The following is an 18,170-nucleotide window of genomic DNA, read 5'->3' on the forward strand; positions in this document are numbered from 1 at the left end:
GGAGCAGAGGAGCAGGGGAGCGGAGGAGCAGAGGAGCGGAGGAGCGGGGGAGCAGAGGAGCGGAGGAGCGGGGGAGCGGAGGAGCTGGGGAGAATTTTTCTATTCCCCACTCCCCACTCCCTCCCACAAAAGAACTAATCTTGGTATCAGGGTATTCCGGCATCGGTAAATCAGCGCTGGTGCAGGAACTGTACAAACCCATTACTCGACGGCGCGGCTATTTCATTAGTGGAAAATTTGACCAGTATCAGCGTGATATTCCCTACAGTGCAGTGATTAAAGCATTTCGGGGATTAGTTCGGCAATTGCTAACAGAAAGTACCGCACAGCTTGCTGAATGGCGAAACCATATTTTAACGGCTTTGGGAAGAAATGGGCAAGTTATTGCTGATGTGATTCCGGAAGTGGAACTGATTGTCGGGAAGCAACCTTTATTGCCTAGCTTACCACCTACAGAAGCCCTAAATCGTTTTAATTTGGTGTTTCAAAATTTTATTGCCGTCTTTGCAAAGCCAGAACATCCTTTAGCTATCTTTCTCGATGATTTACAGTGGGCAGATGCGGCTTCTTTAAAATTGATGCAACTGTTGATGACGGCTTCAGAGAGTCACTACCTGTTGCTAATTGGAGCTTATCGAGATAACGAGGTGAGTATAGCTCATCCATTAATGCTGACGTTGGAGGAGATTTGTCAAAGCGGAGCTATTGTTAATCAGATTTATCTGGAACCGTTGGAGTTACCTAGCATTACTCAGCTAATTAGCGAAACCTTAAAATGCTCTGCTGATGAAGCCAAACCTCTTGCTGACTTAGTGAAATTAAAAACAGGAGGTAATCCTTTTTTTATTAATGAGTTCTTGAAATCCCTTTATACAGAAAAACTCTTAGAGTTCAATTTTAAACGTGGCGGTTGGCAGTGGGATTTAGTCAAAATTCAAGCCAGTGGATTTACCGATAATGTTGTTGAATTGATGGCGAATAAGATTCAACAACTCACGACTGAAGGTCAACAGGTGTTACAAGTTGCTGCTTGTATCGGTAATTCATTGGACTTAAAAACCTTAGGGATTGTTTTAGAGAAATCTCAAAGAGAAACTGCAATCCAATTGTGGGAAGCGGTATCTAAAGGTCTAATTTTACCTTTAGGGGATGAATATAAGTGGATTGGCGGAGTATTCACATCAGATAACACCAGTTCTGTTAATAAAAATTTAGATAATTTACCGGATAATTTAACGGTTGAATACAAATTCTTTCATGACCGAATTCAACAAGCAGCTTATTCATTGATTCCAGGCGATCGCCAAAAAGAAATCCACCTAAAACTGGGTCGGTTGCTATTAAAAACAACTCCTCTAGAGCAACTAGAAGAACGTATTTTTGAGATTGTTAACCCTCTCAATATCAGTCGTGAGTTAATCACGCTGCCAGAGGAACGCTATCAACTTACCCAACTCAATCTAATCGCTGGCAAGAAAGCTAAGACAGCAACTGCTTACGAAGCCGCCGTCCGGTATTTAACTTTGGGGTTGGAATTGCTACCTGACAAGAGTTGGCAGTTTCAGTATGATTTAACTCTCAGTCTCCACGTTGAAGCCATAGAAGCTGCCTACTTAAATACTCATTTTGAACAGGCAGAAACTCTCGGTAAAGTTGTCTTACAGCAGGCAAAAACCCCGATTGAAAAAGTCAGAGTTTACGAGACAAGTATTCTGTTTTCTGTGTCTCAAAATAAAATGCTCTCAGCGATAGACACGGCAGGAGAAATTTTAGAACTGCTGGGAGTATCTTTATCGCAGGAACCCCCGACTTATCAAACCGTTGAAGAGTTGCTAGAGCTACCAGAGATGACGAATCCGGCTCAACTGGCAGCATTGCGAATTTTAATGAGTGTCATGGCTCCTGCCTATATTGCTAAACCCTCTCTATTGCCATTACTCATTTTTACAATGGTTAATCTATGCGTAAACTCTGGTAATTCTCCCCTAGCAGCCTATGCCTATAGCGTTTACAGTTTGCTTTTATGCGGTAAGCCGGAAACCATCGATTGTGGCTATCGATTTGGTAAACTGGCATTAAAATTATTGGATCAATTTGACACTAGAGACGTTAAAGCGAAAGTTCACCAGCAGTTTAATGCTTTTGTTCGCCCTTGGAAAGAACCAGTCCGAAAAACCCTCAAGCCATTTCTTGAAACAATAAACGTAGCAATTGACAGTGGTGATATTGAATATGCCTGCCACTGTACGGTTAATTACTGCACCTACTCATTTTTTGTGGGACTACCGTTAGATGAGGTGGAGAGCAGGCAAAACCAACATCTCGAACTGACAAACAAGTACAAGCAATTTTTTCAATTCAATTATATAAAAATATGGCATCAATTGGTTCTGGCGTTAAAATCTGAAGAAAAAATAGAATCGATAGATGCAATTCTGGAGAAGGATAATATTTTATCAGAATTATTTCAAACCAATAACCAGTTATCTATCTTTTCGTTATATTTTTCTGATCTTTTTCTCAGTTACCTTTTTAAAGACTCTGCCCGTTCAGTTGCGAGTGCGGCTTTGGCTGAGAAGTATCTTCCTGGTGTTCGGGGATTATTGAACAGTGTTTTATACAATTTTTACTCGTCTCTCGCCTTACTTTCTCTGTGTTCTCAGGTTTCCCAGACAGAGCGCAAGCCCTATCTACAGAAAGTATCACGGCATCAGAAGATGATGAGTCTGTGGGTAAGCCATGCCCCGTATAACTTTAAACACAAATATGAGTTGGTGGAAGCGGAAAGAGCGAGGGTGCGGGGTAAAATTGTCACGGCGATGGAGTGTTATGATTGCGCCATTCAAGGTGCGAGAAAATGGGGATACATTCAAGACGAAGCGCTAGCTTACGAATTGGCAGCAGAATTTTATTTGGCTCTGGGGCGGGAAGAAATTGCTCAAAATTATATGCAAAAAGCTTACTATAGCTACAGTCGATGGGGGGCAACGGCTAAAGTCAAGCAGTTAGAAGAAACCCACAGCAAATTCTTGTTTGCAACATCAAAAGGAAATAGTCCGAGTAACCTTCATCGAAAATCCTCAACGTTTTCAACAACGAGCAGCAGTGAAAGTAATTCTTCGGCAGTTTTAGATTTAGCGACTGTGATGAAAGCGGCGCAAGCCATTTCTAGCGAAACCATACTGGATAAGTTACTGGCTTCACTGATGAAAATTATGATTGAGAATGCGGGAGCCCAAAAGGGTTTTCTGATTTTAGAAACAAAGGGGCAGCTTTTGATCGAAGCGAAAGGGGTTGTTGATAGCGTGCAGCAAGGGTGTGCTGAGTGTAATCAGGTTAAAGTGTTGCAGTCAATTCCTGTTGAAAATTCTCAATTCTTGTCCGTCGCTATTGTCAACTATGTTGCCCGTACTCGGGAAACAGTGGTACTCAATGATGCGGTGCATGAGGGTCGATTTACTAACGACTTTTACATTAAAACGAATCTACCTAAGTCTATTCTCTGTGCACCTTTGATTGATAGAGGTAAACTTAGCGGCATTGTTTATTTAGAAAATAATTTAATCAACGGCGCGTTTACACCCCAGAGATTGGAACTCTTAAATCTTCTCTCAGCACAAGCGGCGATTTCGATTGAAAATACCCGTTTTTATACAAATTTAGCAGAACTAAATGATGCTTATGAGCGCTTTGTTCCCCGTCAATTCCTGGAGTTTTTGAATAAAGAGAGTATTGTTGATGTCCAACTCGGCGATCAAGTTCAGCAGGATATGTCGGTGCTGTTTTCTGATATTCGTAGCTTCACTACCTTGAGTGAAAGTATGACACCGGAGGAAAATTTCCGATTTATCAATTCCTATCTGAGTCGTATGGAACCTGCGATCGCTGAAAATAACGGCTTTATCGATAAATATATAGGTGATGCGATTATGGCGCTGTTTAGCGGCGATGCCGATGATGCAGTTAAAGCTGGAATCGCTATGCTGCACCGCCTGACTGAGTACAATCAACACCGCCAAAATCAGCGTTATGCGCCGATTAAAATTGGTATTGGCATTAATACGGGTTTATTGATGCTAGGTACAGTCGGCGGACGCAACCGGATGAATAGTACGGTGATTAGTGATGCGGTGAATTTAGCTGCTCGTATGGAGAGTTTGACTAAAGAGTATGGAGTTTCCCTGTTAATCTCTCATTACACGTTTGCGAGGTTGCAAAACCCAATGGGCTATTGCATCCGACTAGTCGATCAAGTAAAAGTGAAGGGAAAATCTCGATCGGTGGCAGTTTTTGAGGTGTTTGACGGTGATCCTCGGGAACTTCGAGAGGTGAAGTTAGCGACTGTCAGCACCTTTGAGGAAGGGTTGCTGCTTTATTACCGCGATCGCTTTTCGGAAGCTGCACAGCGGTTTGTCGATTGTTTGCGAATTAACCCTAGCGATCGGGTAGCTCAAATCTATTGGGAACGCTGTCAATTATAGAAGGAACGTAAAAAAAGCTGATTCAACTGAGTCCCTTTGAATCAATTAGGTATTACCGTCACCTCCTAGGGGAGGGTAATACTCTCTCGTTGAGCAACCATTCGCTCAGGAACACCCAACGATGCTCACCCTTCCAGGCTATCAGATTCAGTCCAAGATTTATGAGAGTGACAACTCTCTCGTTTATCGAGGCGTTCGAGAGGCGGACAATCAAGCTGTTATCCTCAAAGTTCTCAAGGGAGAATATCCCACACCCGCAGAACTCACCCAATACAAGCAAGAATATGCGATCGCGCACAGTCTTGACCTAGAGGGTGTGATCAAGGCGTATTGCCTGGAGACGTATCAAAATACCTTAGTAATCGTCTTCGAGGATTTTGGCGGAGATTCCTTACACCTATTAATCAATAAACAAACGTTTAACTTAGCGGAATTTCTCAATCTGGCGATAAAAATTGCCGAGATTCTGAGCCAAATTCACGCCGCCAATATTATCCACAAAGGCATTAACCCATCTAACATAATTTTTAACCCAGAAACTGAGCAAATTAAAATAATTGACTTTGGCATCTCTACAGTTTTGAGGCGAGAAACTGCCGCCCTTCAAAATCCCAATGTTTTAGAAGGGACTCTAGCCTATATGTCCCCCGAACAAACGGGTAGAATGAACCGTTTGCTCGACTATCGTACTGATTTTTACTCTCTTGGTGCTACCTTTTATGAACTACTCACCAATCGCCTGCCCTTTGAAACAACCGATCCTCTGGAGTTAGTTCACTGCCATATTGCGAAACAACCTATCCCCCCCCATGAGCTTAATTCAGCAATTCCCAAAACCCTCTCAGATTTGGTGATCAAACTTTTAGCAAAAACGGCTGAGGAACGATACCAAAGTGCCTGGGGAATTCAAGCCGATTTGGTATTGCTGCTGATGCAGTTAGAAGCGAACGGTGAAATTGAGGACATCATTTTAGGGGAGAATGATGTGTCAGACACATTTCAAATCCCACAAAAATTGTATGGCAGAGATGCAGCGATTGCCACCTTACTGACTGCCTTTGAGCGTGTGAGCCAGGGAACCCGTGAAATGATGCTAGTAACAGGGTATTCTGGTATGGGTAAATCAGCGCTAGTACAAGAAATTTACAAACCCGTCACTCGACAAAAAGGATATTTCATTTCTGGCAAATTTGACCAGTTGCAGCGAAATACTCCCTATGAAGCCTTGATTAAGGCGTTTCAAAAATTAGTCGGGCAACTCTTAACGGAAAGCGAAACCCAACTCCATTGGTGGCGAGAAAAACTTACCGTTGCGTTGGGTGCTAATACTCAAATTATTATTGATGTTATTCCAGAAATAGAACTCATTGTTGGTACGCAACCCGATGCACCAGACGTAACACCACCCCAATCTCAAAACCGCTTTAGTCTACTCTTTCAAAACTTCATCAAAGTGTTTGCCCAACCTGAACATCCCTTAGTCATTTTTCTAGATGACTTAGAATGGGCAGATTCTGCTTCGTTAAAACTGATGCAACTGCTGATGACGGCACCGGATAGTCCCTATCTATTTTTAATCGGGGCGTATCGAGATAACGAAGTCAGTGCAGCTCATCCCTTGATGTTGACTCTGGATGAGATTTGTGAAAGTGGAGCAGTTGTGAATCATATCTCCCTATCACCCTTAGGGTTGCCGGATATCAATCAGCTCATTTCTGAAACGCTCCACTGTCAAACTCAATCCTCACACGCCTTAGCCGAATTAGTGCTAGCTAAAACGGGGGGAAACCCTTTCTTCTTGCAGGAGTTTTTGCAGTCGCTGTACGCAGAAAATTTATTAACTTTTGACTTAGATTGCCTGAGTTGGCAATGGGATTTAGCACAAATTCAAGGGCAAAAAATTACCGATAATGTTGTCGAACTGATGGCTCAAAAGCTTCAAAAATTACCAGAAAATACGCAATGTATTTTAAAATTTGCCGCTTGTATTGGCAATCAGTTTGAGTTAGAGATGTTGGCAATAGTCAGCGAAAATAATCTACAAGACACAGCCTTGATCCTGCATTTAGCCGTTACTGAAGGTATAATATTACCCCTAAGTGACGCTTACAAGTCTGTTGAATTAAAGGCAATTAAGGGTAAGGAAAAACTGATCGTTACTTACAAATTTGTCCATGATCGAATCCAGCAAGCTGCCTATTCCCTTATTTCTGACAGACAAAAGCAGATCATACACCGACAATTGGGACAGCAATTGTTGCAAAGGACTCCACCGGAAAAGCAAAGTCAGAAAATCTTTGACATTGTTAACCAACTCAATTTTAGTATTGAACTTATTAATAACGAATCAGAACGTGTGCAACTGGCACAGTTAAATTTGATAGCCGGTCAAAAAGCAAAAGCGTCAGCAGCGTATGCATCAGCCTTTGATTACCTTCAGGTTGGTATCAAGTTATTGGGAGGCGATCGCTGGCAAAAACAGTATCATTTAACCTTAACTTTATACGAGGAAGCAGCAGAGGCGGCATACCTGCGGGGCGACTTTGAGCAGATGACTCAATTAACAGATACAGTATTTAAACGGGGCAAAACTATTCTGGATAAAGTGAAAGTTTATGAAATTAAAATTCAGGCGTATACCGTACAAAACAAACTCGTAGATGCTGTACAAATCGGGCAGCAGACTCTCAAACAATTAAGAGTAAGATTACCTAAAAATCCAACAACAGTTAACACATTGATCGGCTATCTATCAACAGTCCTAGCCTTAGCTGGAAAAAAGCCCCAAGACTTAAAAGAACTGCCAGATATGACCGATCCGTACAAACTGGCAACGATGCGCATTCTGTTGAGAACTGCGTCCCCAGCATACTTCACCATTCCCAAACTATTTGCACTCATTGTATTTAAATGTATCAAATTATCCGTTAAATATAGCAATGCTGCATCTGCCTATGCTTATGCCACCTACGGACTCATCCTTTGTGGGTTAATCGGTTCTATTACTACGAGCTATGAATTCGGTAAGCTTGCCCTTCATTTACTCGATAAGTCCACTAATAAAGAACTCAAAGCTAGGACGCTTTTAATTTTTAATGGCTTTCTCAGGCATTGGAAGGAGCCGCTCCGGGAAACCTTAACTCCTTTACTCGATACCTATCAAACTGGACTGGAAACCGGAGATTTAGAATATGCAGCATACGCCATTCATATCTACTGTATTAATTCCTACTTTGGGGGTAGGGAACTTCCAGGAGTTGAACGAGAGATGGCAATCTATGGTTCTGCGATAGAACAACTCAAGCAAACTACCGCCTTGTATTCTCATAAAATTTATAGACAAGCTGTACTAAATTTATTAGATCGGGCTGAAAATTATTGTTGTCTGGTTGGTGAGAGTTATGATGAACAGAAAATGCTGCCGCTTCACCTGGAAGCCAATGATCAGACTGCCGTTTATAGCTTATATCTGAATAAATTTTATTTGTGTTATATCTTTCAAAATAAAACCCAGGCTTTTGAAACTCTCAAAAAAGCTCAAACCTATTCCCACTGTATTAAAGCTACCATAACAGTTCCTGTTTTTTATTTTTATAGTTCTCTCACTCAGTTAGCCGTTTATCCAGATGTTTCTAACTCTCTCAAACGTCACCTTCTCCATCAAGTTCGATGGAATCAAAAACGTATGAAACGATGGGCACATCACGCGCCCATCAATTACTTACATAAATTTTATCTGGTGGAAGCCGAGCGATATCGAGTGATCGGGCAAGATACTAACGCCATGGAATTATACGATCGCGCCATTACTCTAGCCAAAGAAAATGAACATCTGAATGAAGAAGCCTTAGCTTACGAACTGGCTGCCAATTTTTATCTATCCAGGGGAAGATATTTAAGTGCCAGAACCTATATGCAAGAGGCTCGTTACTGTTATCTCAAGTGGGGAGCTACAGCTAAAGTCAAGCAGCTCGATGAAACCTATCCCCAACTCTTCCCCTCTTCCCAACCCAGCGCTCAAGAATTCCCCTCCACCCCATCGATAACCGGAATCAATTCGAGTGAGGTGCTAGATTTAGCGACTGTCATGAAAGCCTCTCAAGCGATTTCTAGCAATATCGTGTTGGATAAGTTATTGGCGTCTTTGATGAAGATTCTCATTGAGAATGCTGGGGCGCAGTTTGGCTACCTGATTTTAGAAGCCAAGGGCAAACTGCTAATCGAGGCGTCAGGCTCGGTAGAATCTGAGAGTATTACTGTGTTGCAGTCGATTCCTATTGAAGAGAAGGATAACCTAACTCAACCCCAAAACCTGCCCATTCGATTCTCTACAACCCTCATTAATTACGTTGCCCGAACCAAAGACAGTGTAGTATTAAAGAATGCCACGGAGGAGGGCAAGTTTACCAACGATTCTTATATCAAAGAATATAAACCCAAGTCAATTTTGTGCGCCCCCCTACTCGATCGGGGTCAACTTGCGGGTATTGTTTATCTAGAAAATAATTTAACCACTGGAGCTTTTACACCCCAGAGGCTGAAACTCTTAAATCTCCTCTCAGCCCAAGCCGCCATTTCAATTAACAATGCCCGCTTCTACAACAACATGGCAGAACTGAATAAGGCTTACGAACGCTTTGTTCCCCGGCAATTTCTCCAGTTTTTAGATAAAGAAAGCATTGTCGATGTCCAGCTAGGCGACCAAATTCAACAGGATATGTCGGTGCTGTTTTCCGATATTCGTGATTTTACTAGCTTGAGCGAACGTATGACGCCGGCAGAGAATTTTCAATTTATTAATTCCTATTTGTCCCGGATGGAACCTGCCATCAGCGAACATCACGGTTTTATCGACAAATATATCGGCGATGAAATTATGGCACTCTTCAGTGGTGGTGCTGATGACGCCGTTAAAGCCGCAATTGCCATGCTGCATCGCCTGACTGAGTACAACCAACACCGCCAAAAGCAGGGTTACATACCGATTGAGATTGGCATTGGTATCAATACCGGTTCCTTGATGCTGGGTACGGTTGGGGGACAAAACCGCATGGATGGAACGGTAATTAGCGATGCGGTTAATTTAGCCTCTCGCTTGGAACGCTTGACTAAAGAGTATGGAGTTTCCTTGTTAATTTCTCACCACACCCTAGCCCGTTTGAACGACCCAACGGAGTATAACATCCGGTTAGTAGAACAGGTAAAAGTGAGGGGGAAATCGAAAGCTGTGGCAGTCTTTGAAGTCTTTAACGGCGATCCGCCGGAACTCCGAGACGTGAAGTTAGCGACAGTGGGAGTATTTGAGGAAGGGTTACTGCTTTACTACCGCGATCGCTTTTCAGACGCCGCACTACGGTTTACCCATTGCCTGCAAATTAATCCAGCCGATCAAATCGCTCAACTCTACCTCGAACGCTGCCAGCAACAGATAGGATAGTAGCATTCTTCTATAGAATGTTCAGACCAATCCCCTGCAAAGGAAACGGGTTGTTACAATTTTCCTTAATTTCACTTTTTAAAGTGCCATGACTGACACCGTTCTCGACGTTCGCAACCTACAAGTACAATTCCAAACTGATGAAAAGCGAGTTCTGGCTGTTGACGGTATTAACTTCCAGCTCAAACGGGGACAAACCCTCGGAATTGTAGGCGAGTCGGGTTCGGGGAAATCGGTGACATCACTAGCCGTCATGGGCTTAGTGCCGAGTCCTGGTAAAGTTAGCCAGGGTGAAATTTATTTTAAACCCTCAGAGGATAAGTCAAAACCCATCGATTTGCTGAAACTCAGTAACGAGCAAAAGCGGCTCTACCGGGGCGGTAAAATTTCCATGATTTTCCAGGAACCCATGAGTTCCCTCAACCCCGTCTATACCTGTGGGTTTCAGTTAGTAGAAGCAATTCTCCAGCACCAAACGATTTCTAAAGTGCAAGCGCGGCGTCAGGCAGTTGCCAGCCTCCAAGAAGTCAAACTCCTCCCCAGCGATGACGAGATGAGGCGGCACTATGTGGAAGAATTCCAGCAGGAGAACCCCGGTAAACCTCTGCCAGATGAAAAGGAAATCAATCACCAAATCAATCAGCTCAAGCTAACCATCCTTGAGCGCTATCCCCACGAGCTTTCTGGGGGGCAACTCCAGCGGGTAATGATTGCCATGGCGATTTCCTGCAACCCCGATATATTAATTGCCGATGAACCCAGTACCGCCCTCGATGTCACGGTGCAGGCGGCAATTCTGGATTTACTCCGGGAGTTGCGGGACAATCGCGGGATGTCGATGGTTTTTATCACCCACGACTTGGGGGTAATTGCGGAAATTGCCGACACCGTGGCGGTGATGTATCAGGGAAAAATTGTAGAAAGTGGGGATGTTTTGCAGATTTTCTCCAACCCCCAACACCCATACACCAAAGGTTTGCTAGCGTGTCGCCCCCGCCCGGAAGAACATCTGAAGTACTTGCCCACGGTGTCTGACTTTATGGAAGTAACCCGCGAAGAGAATGGCAAACTGGTGATTCGCGAAAAATCGCCGGATTTGAACGTGGGGAATGGGGAGCAAGGCTTCGCCGTGAGCGTTCAGCCGAACGGGAGCAGAGGAGCGGGGGAGCGGAGGAGCAGGGGAGCGGGCGATCGCATTTCTGCATCCTCTGCATCTCAATCTCCCCTCGTTACCGTTCGCAACTTGCGGGTGGGTTTCCCGGTGCGGGGCGTCTTTGGCAGAGCCAAGCGCGATGTTATGGCAGTCAATAAAGTATCCTTTGACGTTTATCCGGGGGAAACCTTGGGACTGGTAGGCGAATCAGGTTGTGGTAAATCAACTCTTGCCCGGACGTTGCTGCGTTTAATTGAACCGATAGGCGGCAAGATAGAATTTGAAGGTCGAAATATCACCCATCTAACAGGTAAGTCCCTGCGGCAGTTGCGCCGCCAGATGCAAATTATTTTCCAGAATCCTTTTAGTTCCCTCGACCCCCGGATGAAGATTGGGGAGGCGGTGATGGAACCCATGGTAATTCATAATGTTGGTGGTAAGGGGAAAACCCGTCGTGATCGCACGGCGTATTTATTAGAACGGGTAGGCTTGAATCCTGACTTGATGAACCGCTATCCCCACGAGTTTTCTGGGGGGCAGCGTCAACGGGTTTGTGTGGCGAGGGCGCTGGCACTCAAGCCTAAATTTATTATCTGCGATGAATCGGTGTCTGCCCTGGATGTTTCGGTGCAGGCACAGGTACTCAACCTACTTAAGGAGTTGCAGGATGAGTTTAATTTGACCTACATCTTTATTTCCCATGACTTGAGCGTGGTGAAATTCATGAGCGATCGCATTATGGTGATGAACCAGGGCAAAATTGAGGAAATTGGTACTGCTGAGAGTATTTACCGGGAACCGGAAACGGACTACACCCGCCAGCTTATTGCTTCAATTCCAACGGGCAGCTTGGAAAGGATTCAGGCGCAGCAAGAGGGGCGGCGTGTTTCTCAGTTATCGGCAATTAGCGATCCTGGGTCGGTTGGGTAAACGGTGGATCGAACTTACAGGAATATGTATCCTGATCATAGGAGTCAGGTATCAGAAACCAAAGAAAAAACTAGAACGCATAACCAACACAATAGTAATCGCTTCACAAAAGTTTGACAAAATCTTCATATATAGCAAGCCTAAATAAGTTGTACAATTTAAAATAAGCTCACAACTAAATAAATGCTCAAGCGATGGAATTCGGCGGACTATGGAAAAAAATAACCTGCATCCCGTGTTCTGGAAAGCCGTAGTGCTAGTTAAGCGTTTCTATCCCGAGCTGGGGATGCGGTCAATTAGAAATACCCATTTTGCGATCGCGGCTGATGAATCTGACATATTTCGTTGAACAGAGTTAAGCTGATGAACTCTTGAAGGCTTTTCCATCTTTTAACGAAAATTATAAATATATATAATAGAGATAAACCGAGTGGAAGCTTGGGAGTATGAATTAAAGATTATTTTGTATAACTCGCTGAAACTATCCCAAATTTTTCATTATAGAGAAACGCTATCTAAAAATCTAAATAGTTATGGATAAAGTTAAAATTCTCAATATTTTTATCGATAATTTATCCATGTCAGAGTTTCTCGAAGATTTGGAATTTGGCATAGTTTTTACCCCTAACGTTGATCATTTGGTAAAATTACAGAAAGATCAAGAATTTAGACAAGCTTATGATTGTGCTGACTACAAGGTCTGTGATAGCCAATTAATCCTTTTCTTGTCTAAGCTTTTAGGCTCACCTATAAAAGAGAGGGTTTCTGGCTCTGATTTGTTCCCAGCTTTTTGCCAGCATCACAAAAATAATGAAAATATCAAGATATTTCTTTTAGGAGCTGCAGAAGGAGTCGCTCTTAAAGCTCAATATCAAATTAACCAAAAAATCGGCAGGCAGATTATAGCCGATGTTCATTCCCCATCCTTTGGATTTGAAAAGAATGAAAAAGAATGTCAGGAAATTATTGGAATAATAAATCAATCTGGAGCTACAGTCCTGGCAGTAGGAGTTGGATCACCAAAACAAGAGAAGTTTATTTCCAAGTATAAAAAATACTTTCCCAAAATTAAAATATTTTTAGCAATAGGTGCAACGATTGATTTTGAAGCGGGCAATGTAAAGAGAGCGCCAAGGTGGTTGAGTAATTCAGGACTAGAATGGCTTTATAGATTGTTGTCTGAACCAAAGAGATTGTGGAAAAGATACTTGTTTGAAGACGTAATTTTTTTTTGGTTAGTTTTAAAACAGAAATTCAATTTTTATGTGGAACCGTTTATGGAATCAATATCAACAGAAGAAAACTTCAACTTTCAAGTAACTTTTTCAAACAATACTGCTGTAATGCGTCTGCCTGATCGGTTAACTGTGATTGAAGCTGTTACTTGGAAAAATACTTACCAAGATCTTCTCCAAGAAAGTTTAAAATTCAAAGAAATTGTTTTAGATTTCAGTCAAACTAAGTTTATCGATAGCAGTGCTATTGGGGTGCTAATTAGTAATTATAAAAGGACAGTGGAGAGAGGAATTGAACTTTTACTCAGAGGAGTCAATCCCACGGTGATGGCAGTGTTAGAGATGACGGGACTCGATCAAATTTTAACGATTGAGTCACCCCGCCAGCGTAAATCGTTAACAAATCCCGTCAGTTGGCCTAAATGTCAGTTGCCAACAACCCATCCTTCCGTTCGTTCGGGGCTGAAGCGATTTCTGGACATTCTGGGAGCCATCGTGGGTTTAGGAATTACTGCCGTTGTGTTCGTTCCTATTGTCATCGCAATTAAACTCGACAATCCAGGTCCCATCTTCTTCAGCCAAATCCGTTGTGGTTGGATGGGACAGCAGTTTCGGATATGGAAATTTCGCTCGATGTGTGTTGGTGCTGAACGCCTGCAAGACGATATCGACAATCACGCTGATGGGAAAATTTTCAAGAATGAAAATGATCCGAGAATCACGCGAGTCGGTCGTTTTTTACGGAAAACCAGTCTCGATGAACTGCCTCAGTTCTGGAATGTATTAAAAGGTGAAATGAGTCTGGTAGGCACTCGACCCCCTATACCCAAGGAAGTGGAAATCTATGATGTACCGGAGTGGCAGCGGTTAGATGTTAAACCGGGAATGACAGGTGAGTGGCAGGTGAATGGGCGATCAAAAATCCGAAATTTTGAGGACATCATTAAACTGGATTTGCGTTATCAAGAAAACTGGAGTTTGATGCATGACCTGAAGTTAATCGTTAAAACAATTACAGTTGTGTTTGATAAGGATAGTGGTGGTGGTTTTTAGAGTTATAAAATAAAGGATGGTTAATGGTGTTAAGCAATCATTTAGCGTTCCTAGTTATAAATATTCTACTAATTGCGATCGCTCTGGGATTGTTCGTTCCTGTTGCGGTTCTTTTTATTGAGTGTACTGCTGCTTTACTGCCAAGTCGTTCCAAGATAGGAAATGTTCAGACACCCCGACCGAGGACTGCGGTGTTAGTTCCAGCTCACAATGAAGAATCTGGAATTAGTGCCACCTTGCAAACCCTAGTACCCCAGTTAACAGAGCGAGATCGACTGATCGTCATTGCCGATAATTGCACAGATCGAACGGCGGAAATTGCTCGAACTTTCGGTGCGACAGCAATCGAACGACAAGATCTCGAACGGCGGGGTAAGGGGTACGCTTTGGACTATGGTTTGCAGTTCATAGAGGCAGATCCGCCAGATGTAGTCGTGGTAGTAGATGCCGACTGTATTGTTCATCAGGAGACAATTGAACAGATTACCCGCGTCACGGCGGCTTTAGGACAACCTGTGCAAGCAACCTACCTGATGGCACAACCAGCCAACCCTAGCCCGAAGGATTCGGTGTCCGCTTTGGCGTTTATGGTCAAAAACTTAGTGCGTTTGAGGGGATTAGCTCGATTGGGCTTGCCTTGCTTGCTGACAGGCACAGGTATGGCTTTTCCTTGGTCGGTTATTCGTGAAGCACCTCTCGCTAGCGGCAATATTGTTGAGGATATGCAGCTTGGTTTAGATTTAGCGATCGCAGGCTATACGACCGTATTTTGCAGCGAGGCTAAAGTGACCGGACTTCTGCCGCAGCAGCAGCAAGTTGCTAAAGGGCAAAGGACAAGATGGGAACACGGTCATTTGCAAACATTATTAACCCAAGTTCCTCAACTCCTCAAAGCGTCTCTAAGTCAGAAGCGTTTCGACTTGTTCGCCCTTGCCCTAGATATGTGTGTGCCGCCCCTGTCGCTATTGGTCATGCTCTGGCTAGCTGCCACAGGGTTAGCATTACTTGCAGGAGCATTGGGAGCAACCTGGATACCAGGGGTTTTGTTAGGAATAGAAGGACTTCTCCTTCTCCTCTCGATTGTTACGGCTTGGGCTAAATTCGGCCGTGCTGACTTGCCCGTACAGGCGCTGCTGGCTGTACCCTTTTACATTCTGTGGAAGATTCCCCTTTATCTGGCTTTTTTAGTACGTCCTCAGACGAAGTGGATTCGGACTCAACGGGATGCTGTTGATGCTTCGGAGTCTTGATGAACTGGGTGTGAGCGAGTGTTTGCTTCGTTAAAGTTCACAATTTCTTTACAAAAACCTTCTGAGTTAACAGTTCCAAACTTGATATCAGAGGTAAAAATGGATAGAGATAACAATCGAAATTGAAAGCCAATACAGTTGATAAAGGAATCTCAATCGCTCAGATATGGATTGGTATGTTATAATATAAAACTGCCAAAATTAAAATGACCCCGGATACTGAACAGGATTCTAAATTCTTATTAAATAGCAAGCCAAGTGCGCAGTTGCAGGAATTCCCTGTAGAGGAAGAAGTCGAGCCTAGTGCTCCGCCTCAAAAAGGGCTGAATTTGCGTCCCTATTTGAGGACTGCAAAGCGGAGAGCTTGGCTGATTGCTGGTTTCACCGCTATAACTACGGCTGCTGCCTTGTATTCAAGTTCAAAAGCCCTACCCATCTACGGAGGAAATTTTCAGCTATTAGTCGAGCCTGCAACCTCTGAACAGAGAATGGCAGATCCTCTTGCTTTGACTCGCAGTCGAGGAGGAGTACCAGATGCGGGCGCTTTTGAACTGGATTATTCTACTGTTTTCACAATACTAACCAGCTCTAGAATGCTGTCTAGTATTGTTGATCAAATTCAAGCTGAGTATCCCCAGTTTAATGTCGGTCAACTCAGAAGCGGATTACAGGTCGAACGCCTCAAATCGACACAGTTTGGTCCTGGCAGAGACGCAGAAACCAAGATCGTTCAAATTAGCTATCAGGGGCTAGACCCGGAACTGGTCGAATTAGTCTTAGAGCAAACGGCGAAACGATATTTAAAGTACAGCCTTGAGGAGCGCAAGACGAACATTGGTCAAGCGGTTGAGTTCATTGAAGAACAACTCCCCTCGTTACAAGAGCGAGTCAAGACTCTCCGGGCGCAGCAGCAGAAGTTGCAACAGCAGTATAACCTTATCGATCCTACATCCCAGGGTTCAGAATTATTCGCCCAAGTTCGTCAACTTGCCAACGAACAAATAGCCGTCCAACGAGAGCTACAGGAACAAAAAACTCTCTACACCCACTTGCAAGAGCAATTACGTCTAAATCCCGATGATGCCCTTGCCGCTTCAGCGTTGAGTCAAAACCCTGGCTACCAACAGTTGCTGGCTCAACTGAAGGAAGTAGAATCTCAGATTGCAGTAGAGTCAGCTCGCTTCCAACCTGACAGTCCGCAGATCCAATCTTTACAGGAGAAACGACAGAATTTACAAAATTTACTTGATCGAGAAATACAGCAAATTGTGGGGCAGAACTCAACCAATACTGCCAGCAATCCTCAAGTTTTAGCATTTCAAGATTCGACTCGTCAAGGTCTGATTGGACAATTAGTTGAAACCGCTAACCAAATTCAGGTGTTAGAAGTTCGCAATCAAGCACTTCTCCAGACTAAAAATACTTTTGAGCAACAAGCACAGAAATTCCCAGCGATTATCAGCGAGTATACTCAGCTTCAGGGGGAGTTAGATCTGGCGACTCAAACCCTTAACCAACTCTTGAGTCAGCGCGAAACCCTCCGGGTTGAAGCGGCTCAGACTACTGTGCCTTGGGAACTCGTGTCCGAACCTCAGATTGTCCGTGATGGGAGCGGAAATCCACTTCCCCAAGTCGCTGAGTCTAAGAAGAAGCTGATCATGGCAGTGGCAGCAGGTTTGGTATTGGGTATGGGAACAGCCGTATTTTATGAGAAACTCCGCAATATTTTCTACAGTGTTGAGGATATTGAAGATGCAACCCGATTGCCCTTGTTAGGAACAATTCCACAGGAGCGCAGCATTGAACCCTCATCAAAATTCAGGCTACTATCGCCAACATTCAGCTCGTTGGCAGAATCTGGTGAAGAAATTGAAGGTAGTGAACAGAGTAGTTTTCTATTTTGGGAAGCCTTCGATTCCCTCTACACCAATATCCGTTTTATCTCTTGCGATCGCCCAGTTCGTTCTATAGCTGTTTGCTCGGCTACACCTGGGGATGGCAAGTCTGTGGTTGCTTTACATTTAGCTCAAACAGCCGCCGCCACGGGTCAACGAGTTCTGTTGGTAGATGCCAATTTGCGATCGCCTAAACTCCATCGGCGACTAGATACACCAAATTTTAAAGGACTCAGTGACCTTCTTGACACGCAGCTAGAACCAAAAGACCTGATTGAGCAACTGCCTCTAGCGGATAATCTATTTGTATTAACCTCTGGTCAACCTTTACCCAAGTCTACCAAACGGTTAGCATCCGATCGGATGGATTATCTCAAGGAAAAATTTCAGAGACTCTTCGATTTAGTTATTTACGATACACCCAATCTGCTGGATTACCCAGACGCCAGTTTCTTAGCCGCCAATACAGATGGAATCTTGCTAGTTGTGACGGTTGGCGATACTAAGCAATCGTCAGTAATGAAAGCCATTGATCGCTTAAATAATTTTGGTTTACCGCTCTTAGGACTAATTGTTAATCGGGTGAAGGCTCGCTAGGTCTAAGACGGTAGATATAGAGATGTAAATAGCTGCTATTTTTTTATCCATAAGACTAGAATAGTTCTGCTATACAAGCCAAGTCCAATTCATTGATCTACAGGGTTGATATGTCACTGTAAAAATCCAAGTTTTTAAT

The 18,170-nt window shown here is 43.6% G+C and carries 7 protein-coding genes and 1 pseudogene; all 8 read left to right on the forward strand.

Translation table 11 applies throughout. From position 1 onward, the window contains the following. The first annotated feature begins 140 nt into the window (after positions 1 to 140). The 8 genes and pseudogenes from IQ257_RS07935 (at position 141) to IQ257_RS07965 (ending at position 18,031) form a co-directional block, all read left to right on the forward strand. Positions 141 to 4,481 (forward strand): AAA family ATPase, encoded by a 4,341-nt coding sequence (locus IQ257_RS07935; RefSeq protein WP_228060517.1) that lies wholly within the window; start codon positions 141 to 143, stop codon positions 4,479 to 4,481. Positions 4,482 to 4,602: 121 nt separating this feature from the next. Continuing rightward, on the forward strand, positions 4,603 to 9,918 hold the full coding sequence (locus tag IQ257_RS07940; RefSeq protein WP_193880603.1) for an AAA family ATPase: 5,316 nt from the start codon (positions 4,603 to 4,605) through the stop codon (positions 9,916 to 9,918). Positions 9,919 to 10,006: 88 nt separating this feature from the next. Further along, a complete protein-coding gene (locus IQ257_RS07945; protein ID WP_193932990.1) occupies positions 10,007 to 12,001 on the forward strand; it encodes an ABC transporter ATP-binding protein in 1,995 nt (664 codons plus the stop codon). 211 nt (positions 12,002 to 12,212) lie between these two features. Further along, complete coding sequence (locus IQ257_RS07950; protein WP_193873392.1) at positions 12,213 to 12,350, forward strand: hypothetical protein; 138 nt, start codon at positions 12,213 to 12,215, stop codon at positions 12,348 to 12,350. Positions 12,351 to 12,579: 229 nt separating this feature from the next. Then, positions 12,580 to 13,203, forward strand: a pseudogene (locus IQ257_RS31420) (WecB/TagA/CpsF family glycosyltransferase); the annotation flags it as partial. Between the two features lie 75 nt (positions 13,204 to 13,278). Next, positions 13,279 to 14,289 carry an anti-sigma factor antagonist gene (locus tag IQ257_RS31425; RefSeq protein WP_228060524.1) on the forward strand — a complete coding sequence of 337 codons (1,011 nt, stop codon included), beginning with the start codon at positions 13,279 to 13,281 and terminating at the stop codon, positions 14,287 to 14,289. A gap of 23 nt (positions 14,290 to 14,312) precedes the next feature. Continuing rightward, a complete protein-coding gene (locus IQ257_RS07960; RefSeq protein WP_193873394.1) occupies positions 14,313 to 15,539 on the forward strand; it encodes a glycosyltransferase family 2 protein in 1,227 nt (408 codons plus the stop codon). Positions 15,540 to 15,745: 206 nt separating this feature from the next. Further along, the gene (locus IQ257_RS07965) at positions 15,746 to 18,031 is read left to right on the forward strand and encodes a GumC family protein (RefSeq protein WP_193873395.1); all 2,286 of its coding nucleotides are present in this window, start codon (positions 15,746 to 15,748) and stop codon (positions 18,029 to 18,031) included. Positions 18,032 to 18,170: the final 139 nt, after the last annotated feature.

The organism is Coleofasciculus sp. LEGE 07092 (assembly GCF_015207375.1).
GTDB lineage: Bacteria > Cyanobacteriota > Cyanobacteriia > Cyanobacteriales > Coleofasciculaceae > LEGE-07092.